We start from the raw sequence: 25,932 nt of genomic DNA, 5'->3' as shown, positions 1-25,932 counted from the left end.
ATGCGTCTGGTGGTTTGCATCAAACAGGTTCCCGTTCCCGGTGACGTTTGGGTTGATGAAACCGGAGAATTGCAGCAATTGACCGGGGCAGCCATGATCAATCTTTTTGACAGCCACGCCCTGGAAGCGGCGCTACGGATTAAGGATACCCTGGGGGCAACGGTGGTGGCCCTGGGTTTGGGCGGGGAAAAGGTCCGGGACGTCTTACGCCAGGCCCTGGCCATGGGAGCGGATCAGGCGGTGCATGTAACGGACGGGTGTGGGGGAACGTCCGGAACCCAGTGGGCGGCCCGGGTGCTGGCGGCGGCCATCTGCCACACCGGCGGCGCCGATATGGTCCTCACCGGCAGGGAATCCACCGTGGCCGGCAGCGGCGGGGTGGGACCCATGCTGGCCGGCTTTCTGGATATACCTTACGTGGTTGGTGTAAGAAAGATCCGGGTGGATAGGGAGCGGGTATGGGTGGAACGGACCCGGGAAGACACGGTGGAAACCCTGCTGGCCCCGCTGCCGGTGCTCTTAACCGTTTCCCGGGAAACGGGTGAACCCCGGTCTCCCTCCATTAAAGGGGTGATCCGGGCCAGGAAAACGCCCATCCCGGTGTTAAAGCCGAAGGAAACCGGTCTTGATCCGCAGGCCTTAAGCGCCATCGTCAAAAACACATTAGTCGGCCTGGTGCCCGCCCCCGCCCGCCGGCGGGGGATGATCCTGCAGGGGAATCCGGAGGAACAGGTGGACCGCCTGGTGGATAACCTTCTGGGTAGTATACCCGCAGGGAGGAGGGCTATGCTATGAAACAGACTGATATATGGGTCTGGGTGGAAGGCAAAGGCCATAAAACGGCAACCCTGACCCTGGAAATGCTGGCGGCAGCTAGTCTGCTGGCCGGCCAGGTTGGCGGCCGGGTCACGGCCGTCACCACGGCGGGCTCCGTCCCCTCTGACGCCGCCATGCTGGGACGTTACGGGGCCGACGGGGTGCTGGCCCTCTGTCACCCGGCCCTGGCCCGGTTCAGCGAGGAAGATCACGCCTGCGCCCTGGCTGCTGCCGTGGTGGAAAGGGAGCCGTCGGTGGTGCTGGTTGGCGCCAGCACGGCCGGGAAAAGCATTGCTCCCCGGCTGGCGGCCGGCCCGGGTTTGCCCCTTTTAACTGCCTGCACTGCTCTGGAGTGGAAGGGACGGACCCTGCGGGCGGTGCGCTCCCTCTACGGGGGTAATGTTCTGGCCACCGAGGAGTTTTCTGCCTTACCCGGGGTGGCCCTGGTGCTGCCCAGATCCTATTCACCCCTGGAGCCAGTGGAAAAGGGACCGGTACCGGTGGAGGAAGTGCTGCTGGAGGCCGGCAGCCTGCCCGGGCGGGTGCAGGTGGTGAGCGAAGCCCGGGAAGGGGCCGGCGAGACGGCTCTGGAAGATGCCGATATTATCGTTTCCGGCGGGCGCGGTCTGGGCGGGCCGGAACACTACCGGCTGGTGCGGGAACTGGCGCAAACCCTGGGTGCTGCCTGCGGCGCCTCCCGGGCCATTGTGGACGCCGGCTGGGTGCCCTACAAACACCAGGTGGGCCAGACGGGCAAAAAGGTGAAACCGAAAATATACTTTGCCTGCGGTATTTCCGGCGCCGTGCAGCACCTGGCAGGGATGCGCGATGCGGATATTATCGTGGCCATTAATCAGGACCCGGAGGCGCCCATCTTTCAGGTGGCCACCTACGGCATTGTGGGGGATGTCCACCGGGTTTTGCCGGCCCTCACCGCAGCTTTTCGGCGGCGTTTGGCCGGGATGGCAGGTAGTGAAGAGCACGAAGGGGGGAAAGGCCATGTGTGGAATAGCCGGTGTGCTGTATAAAAAGGGCAGTGGCCCGGTGGGGGAAGATTTAAAACGTCTGGTCTACGGCATCCGCCACCGGGGCCGGGATTCCAGCGGGGTGGCCATTTTTAGCAGCAATAATGGGGCGGGCGGCAATGAAAGGCTGCTCATTCATGTCCGGGTGGGCAGCAACCCTTCGCCACAGGAAATAGATGCCGTCCTGTCCACTCTGGAAGGCCTTCTGGAAGAAGAAGGGGGAGAGATTCTCGACCACCGGGTTGCGGGCACCATCCTGGGCATTGGTGTGCAATACAGCGGGTCCGTGCGCAAACTGTGTTATCGGCTGGACAGATATAAAGTGCAGACCATCAGTATCGGATACGAACTGGTCATTTATAAAGATCTGGGCACTGCCGACCGGCTGGATGTGGTTTATCACTACAGCCGGGTAGAGGGTACCCACGGCATCGGTCACGCCCGCCTGGCCACTGAAAGCATGGTCAGCCCGGACCGGGCCCATCCCTTCTGGGCCTATGGTTTTGCTGATATAGCCATCGTCCACAACGGCCAGCTGACCAACTACTGGAAGCTGCGACGTCACTTTGAAAGAAAGGGGTACCGTTTTCGCACGGACAACGATTCCGAACTCATTGCCATCTATAATGCCCATTACCTGGAAAAGGGTATGAAGCTGCAGGATGTGCTTGAACAAAGCCTCTTGGACCTGGACGGCACTTACACCTTCCTGGTGGCCACACCGGGGGAACTGGGTTTTGTGCGGGATAAGCTTGCCGCCAAGCCCCTGGTTTATGTGGATACGGCAGACAGGGTGGTGCTGGCTTCGGAGGAAATAGGCCTGCGGGCTCTGCTTCCCGATATGGAAAGCATGACGGTGGAGGAGCCCCTGCCCCGTACGGCGGCCACCTGGTCCATTGACGGCGGGCGGCAGCTGTCCAGACTGACTTACCGGGCGGTGGGGATGGAATGATTGCCCTGGATGCGGACCGGTTAGCGGTGACGGAAATCAACCGTCTGTTGAAAGAAGCGGTGCACGGGGACCAGGCGGTGACCATACTCAACCCCCGGTCCAGGCATCACCTGGGAGTGGGGGTGCTGGGGCCGCTGCAGTTAACCATTGAGGGTAACGCCGGTTATTTCTGCGGCTGCCTGTGTGAAGGGATTAAGCTGCATGTGCGGGGAAGCGTCGGCTGGTATTCCGTGGACAACCTGATGGACGGCGAGGTGGTGGTGGACCACGATGCGGGCAGCTGTATCGCCCCGGGTATGCGGGGCGGCGTGCTGGTGATCCGGGGGAACATGGGCTCCCGCTGCGGGCAGGTGATGAAGAGCGGCACCATCATTGTGGGCGGGAACAGCGGCTTTATGACCGGCTTCATGATGATCGGCGGGACCATTGTGGTGGCCGGTGATACCGGCGACCTGCTGGGGCACTATATGGTGGGCGGCACCATTTATACCGGCGGCCGGGTGGGGAGCACGGGGGTGGATGTGCAGGAAGTGGCCTGTACGGAGGAAGAAAATGTTTATCTGGGCCGCCTGCTGGACCACTACGGTCTGGCCAGACCCCCGGCCTGGCGCAAGTTTGTTTCTGCGCAAAAACACCACCACTATTGAAGGAAGGTGCCACAGGATGAGTATCACCACCGGTCCTTTATGGGATGAGCGCATCCGCAAACAGATCCAGGAAAAGGCGCGGCTGGGGCGCACGATAATTGAAGGTTTTGGGGCCAGACGGCCCGTTTCCTCCTTTGATGAGCTCACTTTTCTGGCTGCCGGTTTAAGCCGCCTGTGCATTGATGTGCACCGGGAGGAGTGCGATACCGCCACCATTCTGGGGGCACGCCATGCCAAAAGGCCTTTAAAGCTTAAAACCCCCATTATCATCGCCCCCATGAGCTTTGGGGCCGTTTCCCGGGAAGTGAAAATGGCCTTTGCCCGGGCCTCCACCCTGGCCGGTACGGTGTCCAATACCGGTGAGGGTGGTATGCTGGAGGAAGAAAGGCAGCTGGCCCGGCAGCTGATCTACCAGTGCACCCCCGGCCGGTACGGTTTTAATCCCCGGGACCTGCAGCGGGCCGATGCTGTGGAACTGTTCATCAGCCAGGGGGCCAAGCCCGGCTCGGGCGGGCATCTGATGGGCGCCAAGATTACGCCGGAGATCGCCGGGCAAAGGGGTTTGCCCGTGGGGATTGACCTGCGCAGTCCCAGCCGGCACCCCGATTTTATCGGTCCCGACGATCTGGTGTTAAAAATCCTGGAACTGCGGGAGGCCACCGGCTGGCAGGTGCCCGTTGCCCTGAAAATCGGCGCCAGCCGGGTCAAGGAAGACGTCAAAATCGCCCACAAGATTGGCGCCGACATAGTGGTGCTGGACGGGATGCAGGGCGGCACGGGCGCCGGTCCGGAGATTTTCAAGGATAATGTGGGTATCCCCACCATGGCCGCCCTGGCGGCGGCGATGCAGGCCCTGCGGGAAGAAGGCGTCGAAGGGGAAATGGACATCGTGGTGATGGGGGGGATCCGGGACGGCGCCGATGTGGCCAAGGCCCTGGCCCTGGGGGCGAAGGCCGTGGGCATCGGCACGGCGGCTTTAGTGGCCCTGGGTTGCCGGGCCTGCCGGCAGTGTGCCACGGGGCGCTGTCCGGCCGGGCTGTGCACCCAGGATCCCGCATTGCGGCAGCGATTTGACCCGGAGGAGGGGGCAGAAAAGCTGGCCAACCTGATTCGGGCCATGACCGAGGAACTGCGGATGATTGCCCGCATCTGTGGCAAAACCAGCTGCCACAATCTGGAGCCCGAGGACCTGCGGGCCCTCACGGTGGAAGCCTCGGCCATTACGGGCATCCCCCTGGTGGGGTCGGAGCTTGTTTTTAAGCCCAATTAAAGGCAGTGGCAAATAAAAAAAGATAACAGGGTCGTATTATTTGCAAAGGCGCTTTGATCATGGCGATGCGGCCATGGGAAAGGGCCTTTTCTTTTTAGATTTAAAGGGGGGATCAATGGAGCGGGTGATCTTTATGTGGAGAACGTGGTACCGGGATGGGACATGTGCCGTGTATCTGGGATTTACCCGGAGCTAAATATCAGGAGGTGGTTATTGATGAATATCTCGGCAGTGCAGGAGCTTGTAAGGGAAAAAGGGATACGTTATTTTATGGTGTCCTTTGTGGAGATGAACGGCATCAGCCGGGCAAAGCTGGTGCCGGCGGAAACGCTGGAGGCCCTGGCCTCCGGTGGGGTGGGTTTTGCCGGTTTTGCCGCCGGGGATCTGGGCCAGGGGCCCCACGATCCGGATATTTCGGCCATTCCCGATTTTTCTTCGCTGTTTATCCTGCCCTGGCGGCGGGACGTGGCCTGGCTTTCCGCCAACCTGTACGTCAACGGTGAGCCGTGGCCTTACTGCCCGCGGACTATTCTGCAGCGTATGGTGAAAAAAGCCCGGGACCGGGGATATCGTTTTGTAGTTGGCATGGAGCCGGAATTTTTCCTGGTGCGGCGGGTGAATGGTTGTATTGAACCCTATGACCCCATGGACAATTCGGACAAACCATGCTATAACTCCCAGGCCCTGGCCCGCAATCTGGATTTCTTTACCCGCCTGGTGGGCTATATGAACGAGCTGAACTGGGGAGTTTACCAGTGCGACCATGAGGACGCCAACTGTCAGTTTGAAATTAACTGGCAGTGTTCCGAGGTTTTAGATCAGTGCGACCGCCTGACCTTTGCCCGGTTTATGATCCGCAGCCTGGCCGAACAGGAAGGGCTGACGGCCACCTTCATGCCCAAACCCTTCAAAAATCTGACGGGCAACGGCTGCCACTATCACATGAGCCTCTGGGATGCTGCCGGTTCGCAGAACCTGTTTATGGAGGAAAAGGACCCCCACGGCCTCTCCCGGACGGCCTACTGGTTTATCGGGGGGATTTTAAAACACGCCCGCTCCCTGGCGGCCATTACCTCCCCAACGGTTAATTCCTACAAGCGTCTGGTGACTTCACCCACCACCTCGGGGGCCACCTGGGCGCCGGTCTATATCACCTACGGCGGCAACAACCGGACGGTCATGATCCGCATTCCCGGTCCCGGGCGCATTGAAAAGCGCACCGTAGACGGTGCCGCCAACCCGTATCTGGCCTGCGCGGCCATCCTGGCCGCCGGGCTGGACGGCATCGCAGAGCAGGTGGATCCCGGCCCGTTGTTTGCGGAGAATACCTATGCCTTTACGGTGGAAGAAATGAAGAGGCGCAATATTGACCTGCTTCCCGCCAACCTGTGCGAGGCGCTGGATGAACTGGAGATGGACCACGTGCTCCAGGAGGCCCTGGGGGAGGATTACGTTCGCCTGTACCTGCAGGTCAAAAGGAGGGAATGGGACGAATATCACAATACCGTTTCCGAATGGGAAGTGCACCGCTACCTGACGGCGGGGTGAAGGTGTGACGGTGTGACAGGGGACGGTTCTCTGTCACGTTTCGTGTGACAGGGGACGGTTCTCTGTCACGTTTTAAAAGCCTACGAGAACACACTTGTTTTCACCATATTGCATGAAAATTTATTTCCTAAAGGAGTTGCCCATGGGAACATTGGTTCCCTCCATAAAGCATGAAAATCTATTTTCAAGGGAGGTTTAATCAATGGTTAAGCACCTGATTAATACTGCCGGTTTGACCCTGGCCCTGCTGGCCATGGCCCCCGGCCTGGTTTGGGCGGATACGGCGGCAAACACCGTGGACACGGGGGATACGGCTTTTATCCTTTTTTCAGCAGCCGTGGTCATGCTGATGACCCCGGGCCTGGCCCTATTTTACGGCGGAATGGCCCGCAAAAAGAATGCCCTTTCCACCATCATGAGCAGCTTTATTGCTCTGGGTGTAATCAGTATTCAGTGGGCTCTTTTCGGCTATAGCCTGGCCTTTGGCCCGGATATCGGTCATATCATTGGTTCCCTGGACTGGATCGGATTGAAAAATGTGGGCCTGGAACCAAACCCGGATTATTCGGCCACCATCCCCCACCAGGCCTTTATGATTTTTCAGATGATGTTTGCTGTCATTACCCCGGCCATTATTTACGGTTCCGTGGCCGAAAGGATGCGCTTTTCCCCCTATCTGATCTTCCTGGTTCTCTGGGCCACCTTTATTTATGACCCGGTGGCCCACTGGGTGTGGGGGGTGGGCGGCTGGCTGCGTAATCTGGGTGCTCTGGATTTTGCCGGCGGCACGGTGGTGCATATCATTTCCGGGGTGTCCGGCCTGACGGCTGCACTGGTACTGGGCGGGCGCAAAGGATACGGTACGGAACCCATGATTCCTCATAGCCTGCCCATGACGGTGACCGGCGCTGCCCTTTTGTGGTTTGGCTGGTTCGGGTTTAATGCCGGTAGTGCCCTTTCTGCCGGAAGCCTTTCCACGGGTGTGTTTGTGAATACCCACCTGGCCACGGCGGCGGCCATGCTCTCCTGGGTGATTGTGGAATGGGTACGGAACGGAAAGCCCACCGTCTTGGGTGCCGCCAGCGGCGCCCTGGCCGGTCTGGTGGCCATCACCCCGGCCTGCGGCTTTGTGGGGCCCATGCCTTCCATACTCATCGGCCTGGGCGGTGGGGCCATCTGTTACCTGGCCGTGAGTATATTGAAGGCCAGGCTGGGCTACGACGATTCCCTGGACGCTTTTGGCGTGCACGGCGTGGGTGGCACATGGGGTGCCCTGGCCACCGGGCTCTTCGCCAGTAAGGCGGTAAACTCCGCCGGAAGCGACGGGCTTTTCTTCGGTAATCCGGAGCAGGTGGTCATCCAGCTGGTGGGCGTCGTCGCCAGCTGGGCCATAGCAGCGGCGGGAACCTTTATTATCCTTCAGGTGATCAAACTATTCTGCAGGCTGCGGGCCGGTGATGAAGAACAGGAAACCGGCCTGGATCTCACCCAGCACGGGGAAGACGCCTATACGGATCTGGTTCTGGGGGCTGTCGTTTTCAATACCGGTGGAACCTCTATGGTCCAAAAGCCCATTGAAAAGATCCAAACCAACCTTGCCAGGTAAATGCGGCACGAAATATAATTAAGGGTAGAACCCGGTGCTGGAAATGCCGGTTAAAGTATGGATAAAGGATGATTTTATTGCAGCCGTTGGATGATATGGATCTGGCCATTTTGCAGTCCTTGCAGCAGAACGCCCGGGCTTCCTACCAGGAAATTGCCTCCCGGCTGGGTGTTTCCCGGGTTACGGTGTATGAAAGGGTGCGCAAGCTGGTGGAAAGCGGGGTAATCGAAGGGTTCCATGTGCGGATTAACGCCCGTCGCATCGGTTACCCCGTTACCGCCATCGTCGGGTTGAGCACCCTGCAGGGCAAGGAAGCCTACCGGACCATTGAGGAGTTTAAAAAACTGCCGGAAGTGGAAGAGGTGCATGTGGTCACGGGGCGTTATGATTACCTGGTGAAAGTGCGGGCGCGGGATAACGAAGATCTGCAGCGCATCCTGCTGACGAAAATCGATCAGATTCACGGCTTCCAGCGGGCGGAAACCATGATTGCCCTCTCTTCGCCGGTGGAGAAATGCGGCATTGACATGGGCCGGGTGGCCGGTGATGTGGAGGAGTAGCTGGATTCAGGCACAGGGAACAAAACAGATCTTGGTTATTACTGGCAACTACCAGCACTAACAGGTTATAATATAATCAGGATTTTCATAGAAAGGTGGCCCGGCGGGAATGAAAAATAAGATATCGGGTAAGGTTTATACGGCCAGTGTTTCCCGGATAAAGGAACTGGCTGAGTTTTGTGCGGAGATCTGGCTGATTACCCGGGCCGGGAAAGATATTGCGGGTACAATTCGGGTACGGGGGCTGTCACCCGGGCCGGCTCTATACCAGGATTATCTGGAAAAATGGAAAGATGCGGATCCTGAACGTTGGTGGCCGCAATACCAGGCCCGTTTTAAAGAAGAATTAAAACAGCCCGAAAAAAGGGCAGCCCTGCACCGTTTATGGTTGCTTTTGCGGGAAGGGAAAAATGTGGCTCTGGTTTGTTTCTGTCCGGATTACCGGTACTGTCACCGCACCATTGTTGGTGACCTTTTACGTGAGAAGGGTGTCGCGGTAGAAGAAATGTCCCCCCTCGCGGACAGAAAGGAAAGGAAGAGCGGTGAATTTTTTATCCAGGAGGCTTTTAATTTTGGTTTATAGTCAGGAAGCAGGACAAAAGGCTCTTGGTAAAAAATTATGTACCATCGGTTTTTCCCGTAAAAGTCTGCGCCGTTTTATTGAACTTTTAAAGGAAGCCGGCGTGCAGAGAGTGGTGGATGTCAGATTGCATAACACCTCCCAGCTTGCCGGTTTTGCTAAAAAAGAAGATTTGGAATACATTCTTTCCCTGGTGGAAATTGATTACATCCATCTTCCGGGGCTGGCTCCCCCGGAGGAACTTTTAAGGGCCTATCAGGGCAAGAAAGTCAGCTGGAACGAATATCAAAGGGAATTTCTAAAAATTCTGGAAGAACGACGAGCTGAGGAATGCTGGGGGCGGGAGATTAACCCGAAAGAGATCAACTGCCTGTTATGTACCGAGGATAGACCGGAGCACTGCCACCGCCGTCTGGTGGCCGAGTATCTGGTCCGATACGATCCCGCTATAGTGGTTGAGCATTTGTTTTGAGGCCAGAAAACCGGCATTCCTGCTTGTCAGCCGGTTAACTATGCTGCCGTAATTTGTATTGGTTTTATTTATCGCATGGGAGGGCTGGTGTTTGGAAGTGGTTGTTCTGGCCGTCACAAAAATGAAGGAAGGTTTTTGTGTGGCGGGTATGACGTTGCAGGGGCGTTGGGTACGGCTAATCCCGCGGGGGAACTATAACTGGCCGGCCATCAAATACAGGTGCGGGGGTCATATTGAAGTGGGTGATGTACTGAAGGTAGATGGCACCTGGCGCTACAGCGACCCGCCCCATTCCGAGGATTACGAAATAAGCGCCGCCTCGCGCAGATGCAGGTTAACCAACCAGCAGTTACTGGCTTTTTGCCGCGAGCACAGGGAAGATGGTGCTGCATTCCTGACGTTAATGGGCCGGCAGAAACGTTCCCTGTGTCTATTGCGGGTTGACCGGATCCTTACAGTTTATAAAGACGAAAACCCCTTAAAAGACCGGCTGGCAGTTCTTTTCGATAATCAGTGGCAACGAAATTATACCAAAGCACCTGGCTTCCCCTGTACGGGATTGCAGTGGCGCGCCATGCAGTCCCTTGGTTTACCCATGCCTGTATTCCGGGAGGTTTATGTGGTTTTTGGCCTGACCAGGGGTATAAAAGAAGAAAAGAAAACCGTTCCCCCTTCCCCCATGGTCATATCCATCATTGGTGATCCACCCCTGCCGGGTGAGATTGATTATCAAAATCCTTAAAAATGTTGCAGGTTGAGTAGTTTATTGTTTAAATCAGGGGCCCCGGTTGAGGCCGGGCTCCTATTGCTTCGTTAAATTGATAATCGCAATTCTTTAAACTGTTGACCGTTAACATCTTTAGCGTTATTATTATGAAAAAGCTTTTATAAAAGCCTTGCGGTCTTCCGGGCCGTTTTTTCATCAGTTGACGGGAGAGGTGGCCATGAATTTAACGGAAGAAGAAAAACGGGTGGCCATAGAGGAAACCGGGGATATTTTAAAGCGGTACCCCGGGCACCGGGGGAATCTGATCCCCATCCTGCAGCAGGTGCAGGAGAGGCTGGGTTATGTGCCCCTGGAGGCCATGGGGGAGGTGGCCCGGCATCTGGGCATCCCCCCCATGGATGTCTACAGTGTGGTAACCTTTTACAACCAGTTCCGGCTCATACCCCCCGGCAAACACCAGGTGAAGGTGTGCATGGGCACCGCCTGCCACATGAAGGGGGGCCAGATCATCCTGGACTGCTGGAAGAGGCGTTTGCGCATCGACGTGGGCGGTGTGACGGAAGACCGGGAATTCAGCCTGGAAAGGGTGGCCTGTGTGGGCTGCTGCACCATGGCCCCCGTGACGGTGCTGGATGAAGAGGTCTATGGACGCATGACCCCCACCCGGGTGGACGGCCTGCTTTTCTCCCACGGGGTAAAAATCCAGAAGGGCCGGGAGCAGGGGAAAGAAGGCGAAATAAAGTGAACATATCGAAAGAAATAGTGACAGAAAATTTTGCCGCATTGCAGGTTAAAGCTACAGCCCTGTGGCAGTCACTGCATGAAAAGCCCCTGGTGCTGGTGGGCACGGCCACCTGCGGCCGGGCCGCCGGTGCCCTGGAAATCGTCATGGTTTTCAGGGAAGAGCTGAAAAAGAGCGGGATTGACGCCCATCTCATGGAAGTGGGGTGCATGGGCCACTGTTATGCCGAACCCCTGGTGGTTATTTATAACCAGGGTTTTCCGCCCATCTGTTACGGTTATGTCACGGAAGGCATCGCCGCCCGGCTGGTGCAGGATTATCTGGCCGGGGGCGACCCCTGCCTGGAGTTTGCCCTGGCGGCCCTGGAACCCAACGACATGGTACCCACCCTGGCCGATTTCCCCCGGGGGCTGGTGGAAAAGCCCATTATCCTGGAAAAGTGCGGCCTGATCGATCCCGAGAATATCCACCATTACCTTGCCCTGGGGGGCTACGGCGCCCTGGCCAGGGCACTGGTAAAAGGGCCGGAATGGATTGTGGAGGAGATCAAATCTGCGGGTTTAAGGGGACGGGGCGGGGCCGGCTTTCCCACCGGGCGCAAGTGGGAAACCTGCCGCCTGGCCCCGGGCGGTGAAAAGTATGTGATCTGCAACGCCGACGAGGGGGACCCGGGGGCCTTCATGGACCGCACCATCCTGGAGTCCAACCCCCACCAGGTTCTGGAGGGGCTGCTCATTGCCGCCCGTGCCGTGGGTGCCCGGCAGGGTTATTTTTACATCCGGGCCGAATACCCCCTGGCGGTGGACCGGGTCAGAAGGGCGCTGCACCAGGCCCGGGAAGCGGGCCTGTTGGGCCGGAACATCCTGGGCAGCGGCTTTGACTGCGAGGTGGACGTTTTCCAGGGTTCCGGGGCCTTTGTCTGCGGCGAGGAGACGGCCCTGATCGCCTCCATGGAAGGGGAGCCGGGCCTGCCCCGCCACCGGCCGCCCTTCCCGGCCACGGCCGGCCTGTGGGGCCGGCCCACGGTCATTGACAACGTGAAAACCCTGGCCTACGTGCCCCATATCGTGGAAAAGGGGGCCGGGTGGTTCAGGGAAACCGGCACCGCCGGCAGCCCCGGCACCGCCGTCTTTGCCCTGGCGGGCAAGGTGGTGAATACGGGCCTGGCCGAGGTGCCCATGGGCACCACCCTGCGGGAGCTGGTCTATGACGTGGGCAGCGGCATTCCCAAAGGAAAGGCCTTCAAGGCCGTGCAGATCGGCGGCCCTTCGGGGGGGTGCCTGCCCGAGTCGGCCCTGGACCTGCCCATAGACTTTGATTCCCTGTCCCGGGCCGGGGCCATGATGGGGTCCGGGGGGATGGTCATCCTGGACCAGGACGACTGTATGGTGGAAGTGGCCCGTTTTTTCCTGGACTTCACCCAGAAGGAGTCCTGCGGCAAGTGCACCATGTGCCGCCTGGGCACCCGGCAGATGCTGGAGATACTGGAGGGAATCACTAAAGGGCGGGGCCGGCCGGAGGACATCGACCTGCTGCTGGAACTGGCGGAAGACGTGAAGGCCGGCTCCCTGTGCGGTCTGGGCAAAACGGCGCCCAACCCGGTGTTGAGCACCATCCGCTATTTCCGGGAGGAATACGAGGCGCACATAAAAGAGGGGCGCTGCCCGGCGCTGATGTGTCCGGAACTCATCGCCTATTACATCCTGCCGGAAAAATGCGAGCGTTCCTGTGACGCCTGTGTGGGCAGCTGCCCGGTGGAGGCCATTTACAGCAACGAGGACCGCATCAAGGTGATCAACCAGGAAAAATGCGTGAAGTGCAACAGCTGCATGGAGGCCTGCCCGCCCCAGTACCGGGCGGTGGTGAAGCTTTCCCCGCCGGGGCTGGTGGCCGAAAGGGAAAAGGGCGGGGCGGCGGGTACCGGAACATAATCCCTCAGGTAGGCCAGGGGTAGGACAGGTGGACAGTCCCCGTGGTTGCCCGGGGTGGGCCAGGGGGACGGTCCCCGTGGTTGTGCGAGGTAAATACAGGCATGGTCCATTTTCAACTGGCGGAGGGCTGACGATAATGAAAACAGTCACCATAACCATAGATGGACGAACCATTCAGGCCAGGGAAGGGGAAAAACTGCTCCGGGCCGCCCTGGCAAAGGGCATATACATTCCCAACCTCTGCGCCCTGAAAGAGGCAGGGGCTCCCGCCGCCCCCGACCGGTCTGGAACCGCCGGTGACGGCGGCCATCGTTCCGGGGACCACCCGGCCGCCGCCTGCCGCCTGTGCTTTGTGGAGGTGGAGGGCTATCCCCGGCCGGTGACGGCCTGCACCGAGCCGGTGCGGGAGGGGATGATGGTGAAAACCCGCTCACCCCGGGTGGACCGCCTGGTGGCTACGGCCTTTGAGCTGCTCCTGTCCAACCACCACCTGGATTGCGCCCGGTGTGCCCGGAACCGCTCCTGTGAGTTGCAAAAAATAGCCCGGGAGCGCCGGCTGCCCCTGCGGGTGAAGCGGCTGAAGAAGCTGGACCGCCACCTGCCGGTGGACGACAGCAGCCCGGCGGTCATCTACGACCCCAATAAATGCGTCCTCTGCGGCCGGTGTGTGCAGGCCTGCCGGCTTAAGGGGGAAGGCATTCTGGGGTTTGCCCACCGCGGTTTTGAGCGGAAAATGACCACCTTTGGGGATGTGCCCCTGGGGCAGGCGGGGTGCAGTGGCTGCGGGGAGTGTGCAAAAGTTTGTCCAACCGGGGCCCTGGTTTTGAAGGATCAGGCTGCCGGGGGCGGTCAAACCACCCCGACTGCCTCTCATAATGAGATGGCCGTGCGGGAGGCCTGAGTTTACCGCCATTTTCCTGGCCGGATCCATTCTTTGGTCGCAATATGAGACGGACTTTGTCTCGGGAAGAGATAATGGTTCGGAAAATCGGGTTGCAGGAAGCACCGGCTTCCTGCTTTATTTTTTGCCAGAGCCGTGCCATAAAAGGGCTCTACGGCTTTTTCTTTTTATATTTTCCGAAAAATGAAGCTCGGGCATAAATATTGCTTCGGCAGGTTTCATAGATGAGGTACCGATGGGAATGATCGTACCCTTCATAAAACAATGCAAATCGATAAATCAGGTTTCAATCTGGAATTCGCTTTAGTAGATTCCTGCTTAATCCGACGGTTGACTTCTGACGACCGGGGATTCTTGAATGTGATGGGGTGATGGTAATGGCTGAAGCGCAGGTTCTACCACGGAACGTGCATATACAGGTGCGCAAGGGGTGGTGCAAGGGCTGCGGGATTTGCGTGGCCCTGTGCCCCAAAGAAGTGCTGGCCCTGGATGATTCCGGCAGGGTCGCGGTGGCCAATCCCGACCGGTGTACCGGCTGCGGCCGGTGTGAAATCCACTGTCCGGACTTTGCCATTGGCATAGAGGTGAGGGAAGATGAGTGATGTGGTGGAAATGGCCCGTCTGATGCAGGGCAACGAGGCGGTGGTGGAAGGGGCTTTGGCGGCCGGGGTGCGCTTTTTTGCCGGCTACCCCATCACCCCTTCCACGGAAATAGCCGAGCTCATGGCCGAGCGCCTGCCCGTACTGGGTGGTAAGTTCATTCAAATGGAAGATGAAATCGCCAGTATGGCCGCCGTCATCGGGGCCTCCCTCACCGGGGTGAAGGCCCTCACCGCCACCAGCGGACCGGGCTTTTCCCTGAAGCAGGAGAATATCGGCTATGCGGCCATGGCGGAAATACCCTGCGTGGTGGTCAATGTGCAGCGCTGGGGCCCCAGCACGGGCATCCCCACCGCCCCCGCCCAGGGAGACGTCATGCAGGCCCGCTGGGGAACCCACGGCGACCACCCGGTAATCGTCCTCTGCCCCTCCTCGGTGCGGGAAGCATACACCTTAAGCGTCCGGGCGGTGAATCTTTCGGAAAAGTACCGGGTGCCGGTGATCCTGCTCATGGATGAAGTGATCGGCCATATGCGGGAACGGGTGGTCCTGCCCCGGGCGGAGGAACTGGAGATCATCGAACGGAAAAAGCCCGGGTCAAAGCCGCAGGATTATCGGCCCTACCGGTCCGATGAAGACGGCGTGCCGCCCATGGCCAATTTCGGAGATGGTTACCGCTACCACGTGACCGGCCTGGTGCACGATGAGCGGGGCAACCCCACCACCGACCCCCGGGTGGCGGAAGATTTAATCCTGCGTTTGCACCGGAAACTGACGGATCACCTGGATGATATTGTCACCGTGGATAGCTATGAACTGGCCGATGCGGAAGTGGTGGTGGTGGCCTACGGGGGGGTGGCCCGGTCGGCAAAGCGGGCGGTGAAGGACGCCCGGGCGGCCGGCATCAAGGCGGGGCTGTTCCGGCCGGTAACCATCTGGCCCTTCCCGGAAGAAGCGGTGGCGGAACTGGCCGGCCGGGTGCGGCACATCATCGTGGCCGAAATGAACCTGGGCCAGCTCAAAGGAGAAGTGGAACGGGCGGTGCGGGGCCGGGCTGCGGTGACGGGAGTGCACCGGTTAAGCGGCGAACTGATTGCCTTTGACGAAATACTGTCGGCCATCAGGGAGGTGACCATAAATGCTCACGCAAGTTGAATCCCACCTGCGGTCCGATCGCTTTCCCCATATATGGTGTCCCGGATGCGGCAACGGCATTGTTTTATCGGCGCTGGTCCGGGCCGTTGAGAAACTGGACTTGAACCCGGACAAAACCGTGGTGGTTTCCGGCATCGGCTGTTCCTCCCGGGCGGCCGGCTACCTGGATTTCAACACGCTGCACACCACCCACGGGCGGGCGCTGGCCTTTGCCACGGGCATAAAGCTGGCCCGGCCGGAACTGGCCGTCTTCGTACTGATGGGTGATGGCGACGCCACGGCCATCGGCGGAAATCACTTTATACACGCTGCCAGGCGCAATATAGACCTCACAGCCATCATTTTTAACAACAGCATCTATGGGATGACCGGGGGGCAATATTCACCCCTCACTCCTTCCGGCAAAAGGGCAACTACCGCTCCCTACGGCAATATAGAGAGAAGCTTTGATATTGCCGAACTGGCCAAAGGCGCCGGCGCCACCTATGTGGCCAGGGCCACCACCTACCACGCCACCATGCTGGAAAAGTTGATTGTAGCCGGGGCAAATAATAAGGGCTTTAGTGTCATCGAGGCCGTCACCGCCTGCCCGGTGGGTTACGGGCGGCGCAATAAAATGGGCAACGGATTAAAGATGCTCCTGTGGCAGAAGGAGCATGCCGTAACCAGAAAACAGGCGGAAAAAATGAGCCCGGCAGAACTGCAGGACAAGATCATCATCGGCGAGCTGTATAAGGGGGAAGCCCCCGAATATACCGCCATGTACGAACAGGTCATTGCCCGGGCCCGGGGCCGGGCCGCCGAAACAACCAGAAATGGAAGCGATTAACAATAGGGGACAGACCCTTATTTGCGTCCAGCGACTAACGACTACCCTAAGGAGATGATCTGAAATGACTGCTACATGGGAATACAGACTCAGCGGTTCCGGCGGCCAGGGCCTGATCCTGGCGGGCGTTATTTTAGCCGATGCCGCCATCCGGGACGGCAAAAACGCCGTACAGGCCCAGTCCTACGGCCCGGAAGCCCGGGGAGGCGCCAGCAAGGCGGAAGTGATTATCAGTGACGGTGAAATTGATTACCCCAAGGTGGTCCTGCCCGATGTGGTGCTGGCCATGAGCCAGGAAGCGGCCGATAAATATGCCGGGAAGGTCAAAAAGGGCGGCCTGCTGATCGTGGATAACACGTACGTGAAAAACGTACCGCCTACTCCCGCCCGGGTGTACGGTTTCCCCATCAGCCGCCTGGCCCGGGAAAGGACCGGCAAAGAACTGGTGGCCAACATGGTGGCCCTGGGCGTCCTGGTGGGCCTCACCGGCGCGGTATCCCGTCTGTCGCTGCAGCAGGCGCTGCTTTCCCGCATCCCCGGAGGTACCGAAACCTTGAATATGCAGGCCCTGGAAGCGGGGTTTGAACTGGCGAGGGCCTCTTCGGTAAAGGTTCCGGCTTAAAAGAAAAGCTGTTCATGGGAAAACAGGTCCTTCACCGGCAATGAAAATCGGAAAGGGGAAGTGACTGCGGAGAATTCCCTGCTATTCCGGCGACCATTTAAGATGGCGTTACGGTCCGGGAAAGGCATTTCCGACGGAATTGTTTGACTGGCATAAACTGCCAAAGGAAAAACACTGCCGGTATAGAAGAAAACCAATAGAGCCTGTAATCAATCGATACTGTCGCCAATCCAGGAAAAATATCCTTCCGGTTGTTTGCGCGACAGTATCTTATTATGAAACAAGCCAAGTGAGATCCGGGAAAATCGGCACCCGATCATTATGCCGGACGTTATGTAATAATTCAGTCAAAACGGCGCATTCATGGCCCGGCATTCAGTGCAATGTCAATCACTGAATGCTTTGACCGGCGCACTCACGTCTTTTTTATAAACGGGTAGCGGCGGTCACCATGACCATCGGGGGAAAAAAGATTGCTATGGAAAAAAAATTTGTACGTCCTGTGCCTGACCCAGTTTCTGGTCATGTCTGCAATGCAGCTGATCATGCCCTTCCTTCCCTTCTATATTGAGAAACTGGGCGTTACAGAACCGGGGGCCGTAACCGTCTGGACGGGTATCATTGCCTCGGCCAATTTTCTGGCTTCGGCCATTATGTCCCCGGTGTGGGGGAATATGACCGAACGCCTCGGCTGCAAAATTATGGTTCTGCGCTCACTGGTTGCCCTGGCGGTATTTGCCGTCTTTTTAAGTCTGGCGCAGAATGTTTACCAGTTTACGGCCGTCAGGGCTTTGATGGGGGCCTTCAGCGGCTTTAATGCGGCAGCCATTGCCCTGGTGGCGGTGAACACGCCCGAACAGCACCTGGGTTATGCCCTTGGGCTTTTACAAACGGCCCAGGTGGCGGGGACTATCACGGGCCCCCTCTTTGGTGGATTAATAGCCAGCCTTTACGGTTACCATCCGGTTTTCTATCTGATTACACTGATTAACGCCCTGGCAGCGGTAATGGTATATAGTTTGATCAGGGAAAGTTTTGGCCCCGGCTGCACCGTGCGGGATATGCACAATCCGGCGGAGGAAAGTGGATCTTCCCCCGGACAAACCCCTCTATGGGTTGTTTTTGTCGTTATTTTCATTGCCCAGCTATCCGTACGCATTGTGGAACCAATGGTACCTGTCTTTGTGAAATCCTTATACCGGGATGAGCGCTTTCTGTCCTTAATCGCCGGGATAATCATCGCTTCCACGGGTGTGGCCAATGTGCTGGGCGCCCCTGTGCTGGGGCGCCGCAGTGACAGAGCCGGCTACAAATTAACCCTGGTGCTGTCCCTTACCGGTGCGGGTTTCCTGTATCTGGCCCAAACCCTGGCCGGTTCCCCCTGGCAGCTGGGCATTTTAAGATTTTTCCTGGGTTTCTGCATGGCCGGCATTTTCCCCGCCGCCAATGCCATAGTGGGGCACCTTTTCCCGAAGGAAAAGCGGGGGAAGGCCTACGGCATAATATCCAGCGCCACTTTTTTGGGCAATTTTGCCGGGCCGCTGGCCGGGGGATTGATTGCCGCCCGGTTTAGTGTGCATGCCGTTTTCCCGGTTACCGGTGCACTTTTGCTGATCAATGCGGTATGGGTGGTTAAATCCCTGGCGGAACCCAGAAAAATTTTTAGCCCCGGGCAGGAGGAAAATTAAATATTTATGTCGAATATAAACGCTATTGTTTTCGGAAAATTGGAAACGGGAAATGTATGTTGCCACGGGACCTCCATGCTGCTTTCAAGCAGCATCACCGAAGGATGAAAATAATTCACCATAATATATGGTGATGATGGTTATTTGCAGGTAGAGTTGTCGTATATGGAGGCTTGAAGGTGAAAAAGACGGTGTTTGTGGCCGGCCATGCCAGTCTTCCCCAGGGCATGGCCGCCAAGGGCATATACGGCACGCTGGCCATTGTGGCGGAAATTGACCGTAAATACGGGGTTATCGTGCAGGCATCCTGCACATTGGTTACTCCCCTGGCCCAGGACTACATCAGCTCAATTCTGGTGGGCCACAGCCTTTTAGATGGTATAGAAGGGCCAATACAGGAAATTAAGGAATATTACCACGGGGCGGCGCAGAATGCCCTGGTGGCCGCCCTCAAAGATCTGTACCGGACTTATCTCAACGGTCCCGGACAAGGCAGATCTTAAAACCCGCAAAAATAATCATACTGTCCTTAATAAATTTTGGTCGGTCAACTGTAATATCTACAATCGTTCGAGTGATCGAACGGTACGAGTGGATAGGTAGCCAGTTTACGCCGGGCGTTAAGTGGTTGCCTATTTTTTATTTTTCAAACTTTTATTTTGGTTTTGATTTTTAAAATTAATTGGAGGTGATGCTTCGGGATAAAAAATCCTAACTAATTCTCATTGATTTAAATAAGGAGGTTTTAGCAATGAAAAGATGGAGAAATTTGCTATTACTTTTCGCTTCGGTGCTGTTGCTATCATTTTTAGTTGCCGGCTGCGGCGGCGGGAAACAGGAAACCGGGAATCAGCAGTCTTCCGAGAAAATTGTGGCCAAATTCAGTCATGTAACGGCTCCCGGCACGCCTAAAGGGCTGGCCGCGCAAAAGTTTGCCGATCTGGTCAAAGAGCGTACGAAGGGACGGATGGAGATTCAGGTTTTCCCATCATCCCAGCTTTACGGGGACAAGGACGAGTTTGAAGCCCTGCAGGCCAACAATGTGCAGTTTATTGCCCCTTCGGCCGGCAAGCTGATCAGCTTTGACCCCCGTTTCCAGATTGGGGACATGCCTTTCCTGTTCAAGGACAACCAGGGCGCTTCCCGCTTCTGGGACAGTGAAGAGGGCAAGAAGTTGTTGCAAAGCCTGGAGAAACAGGGTATGCTCGGTCTTACGGCCTGGCCCAACGGCATGCGGCAGTTCATGAACAGCAAGAAGGAACTGAAAACCCCGGCCGATTTCCAGGGGCTGAAGTTCCGCATTCCCGCCGGTGGTGTGCTGGTGGATATCTTCCAGGCACTGGGCGCCGGGACTTCCAACATTCCCTTCAGTGAAGTTTACACCGCCATGCAGCAAAAGGTGGTGGATGGGACCATCGCCACCTTTGACAACATCGAAAACGAAAAATATGCCGAGGTGCTCAATTATCTTACCGTAGCCAATGTGAACAACCTCTCCTATATTGTGGTGGTGAACAAACAATTCTGGGACGGCCTGCCGGCGGACCTGCGCCAAACGGTGGAGCAGTGCCTGAAGGAAGCCACCGATTACGAAAGACAGGAGGCCGACAAACTGGACCAGGAAAGCCTGGCTAAATTAAAGCAGAAGATTAAAGTGTACGAGTTAACGCCGCAGGAACGCCAGGCGTTCGTACAGGCCATGCAGCCGGTGTGGGCCAAGTATGAACCTATTATCGGCAAAGAGCTTTTTGAGGCGGCAAAAAAGGTAAACCAGTAGTATCGGCCGGGGAAAAGGCATATAAGGGAAGGGCTTGGGGTGCGCCGGTAACCGCCCGACAAATCTACCGCCGGCTGGGTGCCGTCCTGTTCGTGGCCTGCGAATGCAGTGCACGCCGCTGAAGAGCAACAGGTGCGGCGCCCGGAGCGGTGTACAACATATGTCGTAATGGGGTGCACCCCAACCGTTCCCGGTTTTAAGGCGAAGGAGTGGAAAGAGATGAGCCGTCTCCAGCGTATTTATTCCCTTTTTGAGGATGCCGTTGCCGGGGTATTTTTCTTTGCCGGCGTGACACTGATCTTCTACGGGGTAATCAGCCGGTATGTGTTTAAAAATCCCCTTTTCTGGGTGGACGAGATTTCCACTTACATACTGGTCTGGGGGTGTATTCTGGGCTGGAGCCTGGCCCAGCGGGACGGGCGTCACATACGGGTTAATTTGTTATACGATTTTCTGCCGTTAAAAATACAGCGTTACGTAAGCATATTTGCCAGTACAGCCAGCATCCTGTTTTGCCTATTCCTTACCTATATGGGTTATCTATTGGAAATTAAATATGTGCATACCGGTCAGCTGTCCATGAATACCCAGTTTCCCCTATGGATAGTGTACTTTTTTGTGCCTTTGGCCGCTTTGATGCTGGCCGTTCGTTTTATGGAAGAATTATATCGTCTTTTAAAGGACGGGGGAAAGGGCTGGTTCAAAGAAAAGACCAGGGAAATCGCAGACAGAAATAAGGGGGTGGTATCCCACCATGGAGGCGGCTCTTCTATTTAGTCTTTTCGTAGTATTGTTTCTTTTAAACGTCCCCATCGCCCTGAGCCTGGCCATTTCCAGTGTGGTAACCATGGCGGTAACCACAGATTTTAACCTGTACATGGTAGCCCAGAAGATGTTTTCCGCCCTGGAATCACCGCCTTTAATGGCCATTCCCGGCTTTGTCCTGGCCGGCGCCATTATGGCCCATGGCGGCATATCCCGATACCTGATTGCCGCCCTGCGGGCCTGGGTCGGCCACCTGCGGGGCGGGCTTTCCATAGTCACCATCCTGGCCTGTATGATCTTTGCGGCCATATCGGGTTCCAGTCCGGCTACCGCGGCGGCCATTGGCGGTATTCTGATACCGGCCATGGTGGAGGCTGGTTATGAAAAACGTTATGCCATGGGGCTGGTGGCCGCCTCCGGCACCCTGGGGATCTTAATCCCGCCCAGTATCACCTTTGTGCTCATCGGCGTCACAGCCAGTGAATCCATCGGCAAATTGTTCATGGCCGGTGTATTGCCGGGGATATTCCTGGGCGGCGTGCTGCTGGTCACGGCCATCATCTATGCCCGCATTAAAAATTACGGCGGCGAACCGAAAACCGACTGGAAAACCAGGTGGGAATACACATATAAGGCCATTCCCGGTTTCCTGCTGCCCGTGCTCATCCTGGGGACCATTTACGGCGGCGTATGCACGCCTACGGAGGCTTCCATAGTATCAATATTTTACGCCCTTTTCGTGACAATCTTCATTTACCGTGAGATGACCTGGAGCAAATTCCATTCCATTCTCAGAGAATCCATCGGCATCACGGCGATGATTTTCCTGATTATTCCGGCGGCCATGACCTTTGCCATGTATTTAACCAGTGAGCAGATTCCCTATAAAATTGCCCAGTGGATCAGCAACAGCAACCTGGGGGTGGCCATGTTCTGGGTGGCCGTGCAGACCATGTTTTTCATCATGGGCATGTTCCTGGAAGCCGTCTCTATTGTGCTGATCACCCTTCCGGTGCTTATTCCCATCATTAAACACCTGGATATCAGCATGATCCATTTTGCGGTGGTGATGGTGGTGAATATGGAACTGGCCATGATTACGCCCCCGGTGGGGTTGAACCTTTTTGTAGTCAGCGGCATCGGCCGGGAACGCCTGGAAGAGGTGGTCAGGGGTATACTGCCCTTTATTCTGGTAATGATCCTTGGCCTTATCTGTCTGGTGCTGTTCCCGAAAATCTCCCTTTACCTGCCGTCGTTGATGCGCTAAAATTTAAACGGGAAGTTGATCGTGAAAATGAACAACTGCATACTTCTTCATACCGGGGAGTTTCTTTGGGGCCGGGAGGCCGGGAACTCCGGTGCAACTGCGGTTATCTGCCACCGCCCGGGGGGACCGGGCGGCCGGAGTGGATAAGGCAACCAGTTGTAACAGCAAAAGTTACATGCTGGTTGCCTTGTTGTTTTACAAGGTTCCATAAAAGATAGGGCGGGAGGTTGAGCATAAATGCGTGAGTTTGAAAGAATACGCTGCGCCATCATCCGGGGAGGCACCAGCAAAGGGGTGTTCCTCCTGGAAAACGATCTGCCCCGGGATCCGGTTATCCGCGACCGGGTGATCCTGGCCATTTTCGGCAGCCCCGATCCCCGGCAGATTAACGGCCTGGGCGGGGCGGATTCTTTAACCAGCAAGGTGGCCATCATCGGGCGCTCCGGCAGGCCGGACGCCGATGTGGATTATACCTTCGGGCAGGTGAGCATCACGGCCCCCCTGGTGGATTACAGGGGCAACTGCGGCAATATTTCTTCGGCCGTGGGTCCCTTTGCCGTCGACGAGGGCCTGGTTAAGGCGGTGGAGCCGGTGACCACGGTGCGCATTTTCAATACCAACACCGGGAAAATCATTGCGGCGGAAGTGCCCGTAAAGGACGGCAGGGCCCTCACCGGGGGCGACCTGGCCATCGACGGCGTACCCGGCACCGGTGCCCGCATCACCCTGAACTTCCTGGATTCGGGGGGGGCGGTGACCGGCAAATTGCTCCCCACCGGCAATTTGCAGGACGAAATAATCCTGTCCGACGGCACCGGGCTGACCGTATCCCTGGTGGACGCGGCCAATCCGGCGGTGTTCTTCCGGGCGGCGGACCTGGGGCTGACCGGCGTGGAACTGCCCGATGCGGTGAACAGCGACCCGCAGTTGCTGGCCCGCATTGAGGAAATCCGCAGTATTGCCGCGGAAATGATGGGTTTGGCCGGCCGGCATGAGGCCACGGCCAAAAGCCCGGCGGTACCCAAGATTGTCTTTGTCTCCCCGCCCTGTGACTACCGGACCAGTGACGGCCGGGTGATCGCCGCCGGTCAGATTGACCTGGTGGCCCGGACCATGTCCATGCAGAAGATGCACAAGGCCTTCGCCGTCACGGGCGGAATCTGCACGGCCACCGCCGCCAAACTGGAAGGGACGGTGGTCAGCCGCGTTCTGGGCCATGCCGCCCGGCAGGGCAGGGTGGTCAGGCTGGGCCATCCTGCCGGTGTCCTGGAGTTCGAAATAGAAATTGCCCGGGACGCCGGCGGCGGTCCCCGCCTGGAAAAGGCCGCCGTGGCCCGCACGGCCCGGCGCATTATGGACGGGTTTGTCTACGTGCCGCGCCAGATTTACTGGCCGGAAAAATAGGCGACTAACCATTATTTGAGAGGGGAGAGGCGTAAATGTATACCATTACCCTGATTCCCGGGGACGGCATCGGCCCCGATATCACGGCCGCCACCAAAACGGTGCTGGCGGCCACCGGGGTGCCCATCCGGTGGGAGGAGAAACTGGCCGGGGAAACCGCCCTGAAGGAATACGGCACCCTTTTGCCGGAGGATACCCTGGCCTCCATCAGAAAAAACAGGGTGGCCCTGAAGGGACCCCTGACCACCCCCGTGGGCACCGGGTTCCGCAGTGTGAACGTTGCTTTGCGCAAAGAATTTGATTTATATGTCAACCTGCGGCCCGCCCGGACCTATGCGGGGGTCAAAACCCGCTATGATCGGGTGGACCTGGTGGTGGTCCGGGAAAATACCGAGGACCTCTATGCCGGTATCGAACACATGGTGGGGGAAGACGCCGCCGAAAGCATCAAGATCATCACCCGCCGGGGGGCGGAACGGATCGTCCGCTTTGCCTTTGAATATGCCGTGCGGGAAGGGCGCAAAAAAGTGACGGCGGTGCACAAGGCCAACATCATGAAATGTACCGACGGCCTGTTTCTGGCCGTGGCCCGGCAGGTAGCCGGGGATTACCCCCAGATTGAGTTTGAGGACCGCATTGTGGACAACATGTGCATGCAGCTGGTGCAAAAACCGGAGCTGTACGATGTGCTGGTGATGCCCAACCTCTACGGGGACATCATATCGGATCTCTGTGCCGGCCTGGTGGGCGGTCTGGGGATGGCCCCGGGGGCGAATATCGGCACCGATATAGCCATCTTTGAACCCGTGCACGGCAGCGCCCCCAAATACGCCGGGCAGAACAGGGTGAATCCCGCGGCCATGATTTTTTCCGCCGTCATGATGCTCAAACACCTGGGTGAAAAAGAAGCGGCTGACCGGGTGGAAAGGGCGCTGGCCGAAGTGATCCGCGAAGGACGGGTGGTTACCTACGACCTGGGTGGTACCGCCAGCACCTCCGCAATGGCCGGGGCCGTTGTGGACAAAATGCGCGGGTAAGGAGGTAGTCCCCTGTGGCAGAGTCGTTAATTCCAGTCTACATCATGGGGAAGCGCTACGACGTACCCGAGGGCCTTACCATTATGAAAGCCCTGGAGTGGGCGGGTTACCGGCTGATCCGCGGGTGCGGCTGCCGGGGCGGGTTCTGCGGCGCCTGCGCCACCTATTACCGGGTGCCCGGCAATTTCCGCATTCAGGTGGGACTGGCCTGCCAGACGCCGGTGGTGCCCCACATGACCCTGGTACAGCTGCCCTACTTTCCGGTAAACAAAGCCGTGTATGATCTGGAGCAGGCGGGCTCCCCCCTGGAAACCCTGCTGCAGCTCTACCCGGAGGCCACCCGCTGCCTGGGGTGCAACACCTGCACCAGTGTCTGCCCGCAGAAGTTGCAGCCCATGTATTATGTGGCCGCGGCGGTACGGGGGGATTTTGCCCGGGCGGCGGAACTGTCCTTTGACTGCATCATGTGCGGCCTGTGCGCCTCCCGCTGCCCGGCCCAGCTGGTGCCGTACAACATTGCCATTTTTGTCCGCCGGTATTACAGCAGGCACATGCGGCCCAAACCCCGGCACCTGCAGGAACGGGTGGCCGCCATCCGGGCCGGCCGCTATGACCGGGATCTGGATGCCATTGCCGCCGCCAGTGAAGAAGAATTAAAGAAACTTTACGTGGAACGGGAATTTGAAAAGCTATAACGCCGGGGAGGAGATTTCAGGTGGGCTATCCTGAAGCAATGCAGGAATCAATTAAAAAGCTGGAAGCTACCCGCGCCTTTCGCCTCCAGCAGGAAATCCCGCGCCTGACGCCGGAGGAAAAAAACCGCCTGCTGGAACAGTGCCACCCCGATTTTCGTCCCGACGGGATGCGGCCGGTCAGGGTGGGTCCCAACAGGGGACAGCGTATGCAAAACGAACTGGTGGATCTCCTGGAGGCCTACAGCCGTATTGACCCCGACCGTGTGGACCTCAGCCGTGTCGATTACGATGTGGATGTGCTGGTGGTGGGCGGGGG

At 57.7% G+C, this 25,932-nt stretch carries 26 protein-coding genes and 1 pseudogene; all 27 read left to right on the top strand.

From position 1 onward, the window contains the following. Window positions 1-795: an electron transfer flavoprotein subunit beta/FixA family protein gene (locus GFC01_RS06805; RefSeq protein WP_152945885.1), complete on the top strand. Its 795-nt coding sequence runs from the start codon at window positions 1-3 to the stop codon at window positions 793-795. Further along, the gene (locus GFC01_RS06800; protein WP_152945884.1) at window positions 792-1,844 is read left to right on the top strand and encodes an electron transfer flavoprotein subunit alpha/FixB family protein; all 1,053 of its coding nucleotides are present in this window, start codon (window positions 792-794) and stop codon (window positions 1,842-1,844) included. Before GFC01_RS06805 ends, GFC01_RS06800 begins: the two co-directional genes overlap by 4 nt. Continuing rightward, window positions 1,816-2,793, top strand: a complete 978-nt coding sequence (locus GFC01_RS06795) for a class II glutamine amidotransferase domain-containing protein (protein WP_194174853.1) — start codon at window positions 1,816-1,818, stop codon at window positions 2,791-2,793. The genes GFC01_RS06800 and GFC01_RS06795 overlap by 29 nt, the downstream gene beginning before the upstream one ends. Further along, on the top strand, window positions 2,790-3,440 hold the full coding sequence (locus GFC01_RS06790; protein ID WP_152945882.1) for a GltB/FmdC/FwdC-like GXGXG domain-containing protein: 651 nt from the start codon (window positions 2,790-2,792) through the stop codon (window positions 3,438-3,440). The genes GFC01_RS06795 and GFC01_RS06790 overlap by 4 nt, the downstream gene beginning before the upstream one ends. Window positions 3,441-3,456: 16 nt before the next feature. Beyond that, entirely contained in the window at window positions 3,457-4,710 is a 1,254-nt protein-coding gene (locus GFC01_RS06785) for an FMN-binding glutamate synthase family protein (RefSeq protein WP_194174852.1), read from the top strand. Between the two features lie 216 nt (window positions 4,711-4,926). Then, the gene (gene glnT / locus GFC01_RS06780) at window positions 4,927-6,258 is read left to right on the top strand and encodes a type III glutamate--ammonia ligase (RefSeq protein WP_152945880.1); all 1,332 of its coding nucleotides are present in this window, start codon (window positions 4,927-4,929) and stop codon (window positions 6,256-6,258) included. Between the two features lie 202 nt (window positions 6,259-6,460). Then, window positions 6,461-7,864, top strand: coding sequence for an ammonium transporter (locus GFC01_RS06775; protein ID WP_152945879.1), 1,404 nt, complete (start codon window positions 6,461-6,463; stop codon window positions 7,862-7,864). A 77-nt stretch (window positions 7,865-7,941) separates the two neighbouring features. Beyond that, entirely contained in the window at window positions 7,942-8,424 is a 483-nt protein-coding gene (locus tag GFC01_RS06770; protein WP_194174851.1) for an Lrp/AsnC family transcriptional regulator, read from the top strand. 109 nt (window positions 8,425-8,533) lie between these two features. Next, a complete protein-coding gene (locus GFC01_RS06765; RefSeq protein ID WP_152945877.1) occupies window positions 8,534-9,007 on the top strand; it encodes a DUF488 family protein, N3 subclade in 474 nt (157 codons plus the stop codon). Next, complete coding sequence (locus tag GFC01_RS06760; protein ID WP_152945876.1) at window positions 8,997-9,476, top strand: DUF488 domain-containing protein; 480 nt, start codon at window positions 8,997-8,999, stop codon at window positions 9,474-9,476. The genes GFC01_RS06765 and GFC01_RS06760 overlap by 11 nt, the downstream gene beginning before the upstream one ends. Before the next feature lie 97 nt (window positions 9,477-9,573). Next, a complete protein-coding gene (locus GFC01_RS06755; RefSeq protein WP_423244370.1) occupies window positions 9,574-10,218 on the top strand; it encodes a dual OB domain-containing protein in 645 nt (214 codons plus the stop codon). A 202-nt stretch (window positions 10,219-10,420) separates the two neighbouring features. After that, entirely contained in the window at window positions 10,421-10,948 is a 528-nt protein-coding gene (gene nuoE / locus GFC01_RS06750; protein ID WP_152945874.1) for an NADH-quinone oxidoreductase subunit NuoE, read from the top strand. After that, window positions 10,945-12,876 carry an NADH-ubiquinone oxidoreductase-F iron-sulfur binding region domain-containing protein gene (locus GFC01_RS06745; protein WP_423244369.1) on the top strand — a complete coding sequence of 644 codons (1,932 nt, stop codon included), beginning with the start codon at window positions 10,945-10,947 and terminating at the stop codon, window positions 12,874-12,876. Before nuoE ends, GFC01_RS06745 begins: the two co-directional genes overlap by 4 nt. Window positions 12,877-13,012: 136 nt before the next feature. After that, on the top strand, window positions 13,013-13,777 hold the full coding sequence (locus GFC01_RS06740; RefSeq protein WP_152945873.1) for a 2Fe-2S iron-sulfur cluster-binding protein: 765 nt from the start codon (window positions 13,013-13,015) through the stop codon (window positions 13,775-13,777). A 377-nt stretch (window positions 13,778-14,154) separates the two neighbouring features. After that, window positions 14,155-14,379, top strand: a complete 225-nt coding sequence (locus GFC01_RS06735; protein ID WP_152945872.1) for a 4Fe-4S binding protein — start codon at window positions 14,155-14,157, stop codon at window positions 14,377-14,379. Continuing rightward, complete coding sequence (locus tag GFC01_RS06730; RefSeq protein ID WP_152945871.1) at window positions 14,372-15,532, top strand: 2-oxoacid:acceptor oxidoreductase subunit alpha; 1,161 nt, start codon at window positions 14,372-14,374, stop codon at window positions 15,530-15,532. Before GFC01_RS06735 ends, GFC01_RS06730 begins: the two co-directional genes overlap by 8 nt. Next, complete coding sequence (locus GFC01_RS06725) at window positions 15,516-16,361, top strand: 2-oxoacid:ferredoxin oxidoreductase subunit beta (protein ID WP_152945870.1); 846 nt, start codon at window positions 15,516-15,518, stop codon at window positions 16,359-16,361. The genes GFC01_RS06730 and GFC01_RS06725 overlap by 17 nt, the downstream gene beginning before the upstream one ends. Before the next feature lie 64 nt (window positions 16,362-16,425). Then, window positions 16,426-16,983, top strand: a complete 558-nt coding sequence (locus GFC01_RS06720; RefSeq protein WP_152945869.1) for a 2-oxoacid:acceptor oxidoreductase family protein — start codon at window positions 16,426-16,428, stop codon at window positions 16,981-16,983. A 473-nt stretch (window positions 16,984-17,456) separates the two neighbouring features. Further along, window positions 17,457-18,671, top strand: a complete 1,215-nt coding sequence (locus tag GFC01_RS06715) for an MFS transporter (protein ID WP_152945868.1) — start codon at window positions 17,457-17,459, stop codon at window positions 18,669-18,671. A 179-nt stretch (window positions 18,672-18,850) separates the two neighbouring features. Then, window positions 18,851-19,174, top strand: a complete 324-nt coding sequence (locus tag GFC01_RS06710) for a DUF3870 domain-containing protein (protein ID WP_341473801.1) — start codon at window positions 18,851-18,853, stop codon at window positions 19,172-19,174. A 248-nt stretch (window positions 19,175-19,422) separates the two neighbouring features. Then, window positions 19,423-20,448, top strand: coding sequence for a TRAP transporter substrate-binding protein (locus GFC01_RS06705; protein WP_152945866.1), 1,026 nt, complete (start codon window positions 19,423-19,425; stop codon window positions 20,446-20,448). Between the two features lie 219 nt (window positions 20,449-20,667). After that, window positions 20,668-21,225 carry a TRAP transporter small permease gene (locus GFC01_RS06700; RefSeq protein ID WP_194174850.1) on the top strand — a complete coding sequence of 186 codons (558 nt, stop codon included), beginning with the start codon at window positions 20,668-20,670 and terminating at the stop codon, window positions 21,223-21,225. Further along, on the top strand, window positions 21,203-22,480 hold the full coding sequence (locus tag GFC01_RS06695; protein WP_152945864.1) for a TRAP transporter large permease: 1,278 nt from the start codon (window positions 21,203-21,205) through the stop codon (window positions 22,478-22,480). Before GFC01_RS06700 ends, GFC01_RS06695 begins: the two co-directional genes overlap by 23 nt. A gap of 237 nt (window positions 22,481-22,717) precedes the next feature. Then, window positions 22,718-23,884 carry a 2-methylaconitate cis-trans isomerase PrpF family protein gene (locus GFC01_RS06690; protein ID WP_152945863.1) on the top strand — a complete coding sequence of 389 codons (1,167 nt, stop codon included), beginning with the start codon at window positions 22,718-22,720 and terminating at the stop codon, window positions 23,882-23,884. Between the two features lie 35 nt (window positions 23,885-23,919). Then, a complete protein-coding gene (locus GFC01_RS06685) occupies window positions 23,920-24,921 on the top strand; it encodes an isocitrate/isopropylmalate dehydrogenase family protein (protein WP_152945862.1) in 1,002 nt (333 codons plus the stop codon). Window positions 24,922-24,935: 14 nt separating this feature from the next. Continuing rightward, window positions 24,936-25,616, top strand: a complete 681-nt coding sequence (locus GFC01_RS06680) for a 4Fe-4S dicluster domain-containing protein (protein ID WP_341473800.1) — start codon at window positions 24,936-24,938, stop codon at window positions 25,614-25,616. A gap of 20 nt (window positions 25,617-25,636) precedes the next feature. Further along, window positions 25,637-25,932 (top strand): annotated as a pseudogene (locus GFC01_RS06675) (succinate dehydrogenase/fumarate reductase flavoprotein subunit); the annotation flags it as partial.

It is taken from the genome of Desulfofundulus thermobenzoicus (genome assembly GCF_009428905.1).
Taxonomy (GTDB): domain Bacteria; phylum Bacillota; class Desulfotomaculia; order Desulfotomaculales; family Desulfovirgulaceae; genus Desulfofundulus_A; species Desulfofundulus_A thermobenzoicus.
The sequence above is the reverse complement of the archived record's forward strand: the minus strand, read 5'-3'. Positions and strand labels throughout refer to the sequence as shown.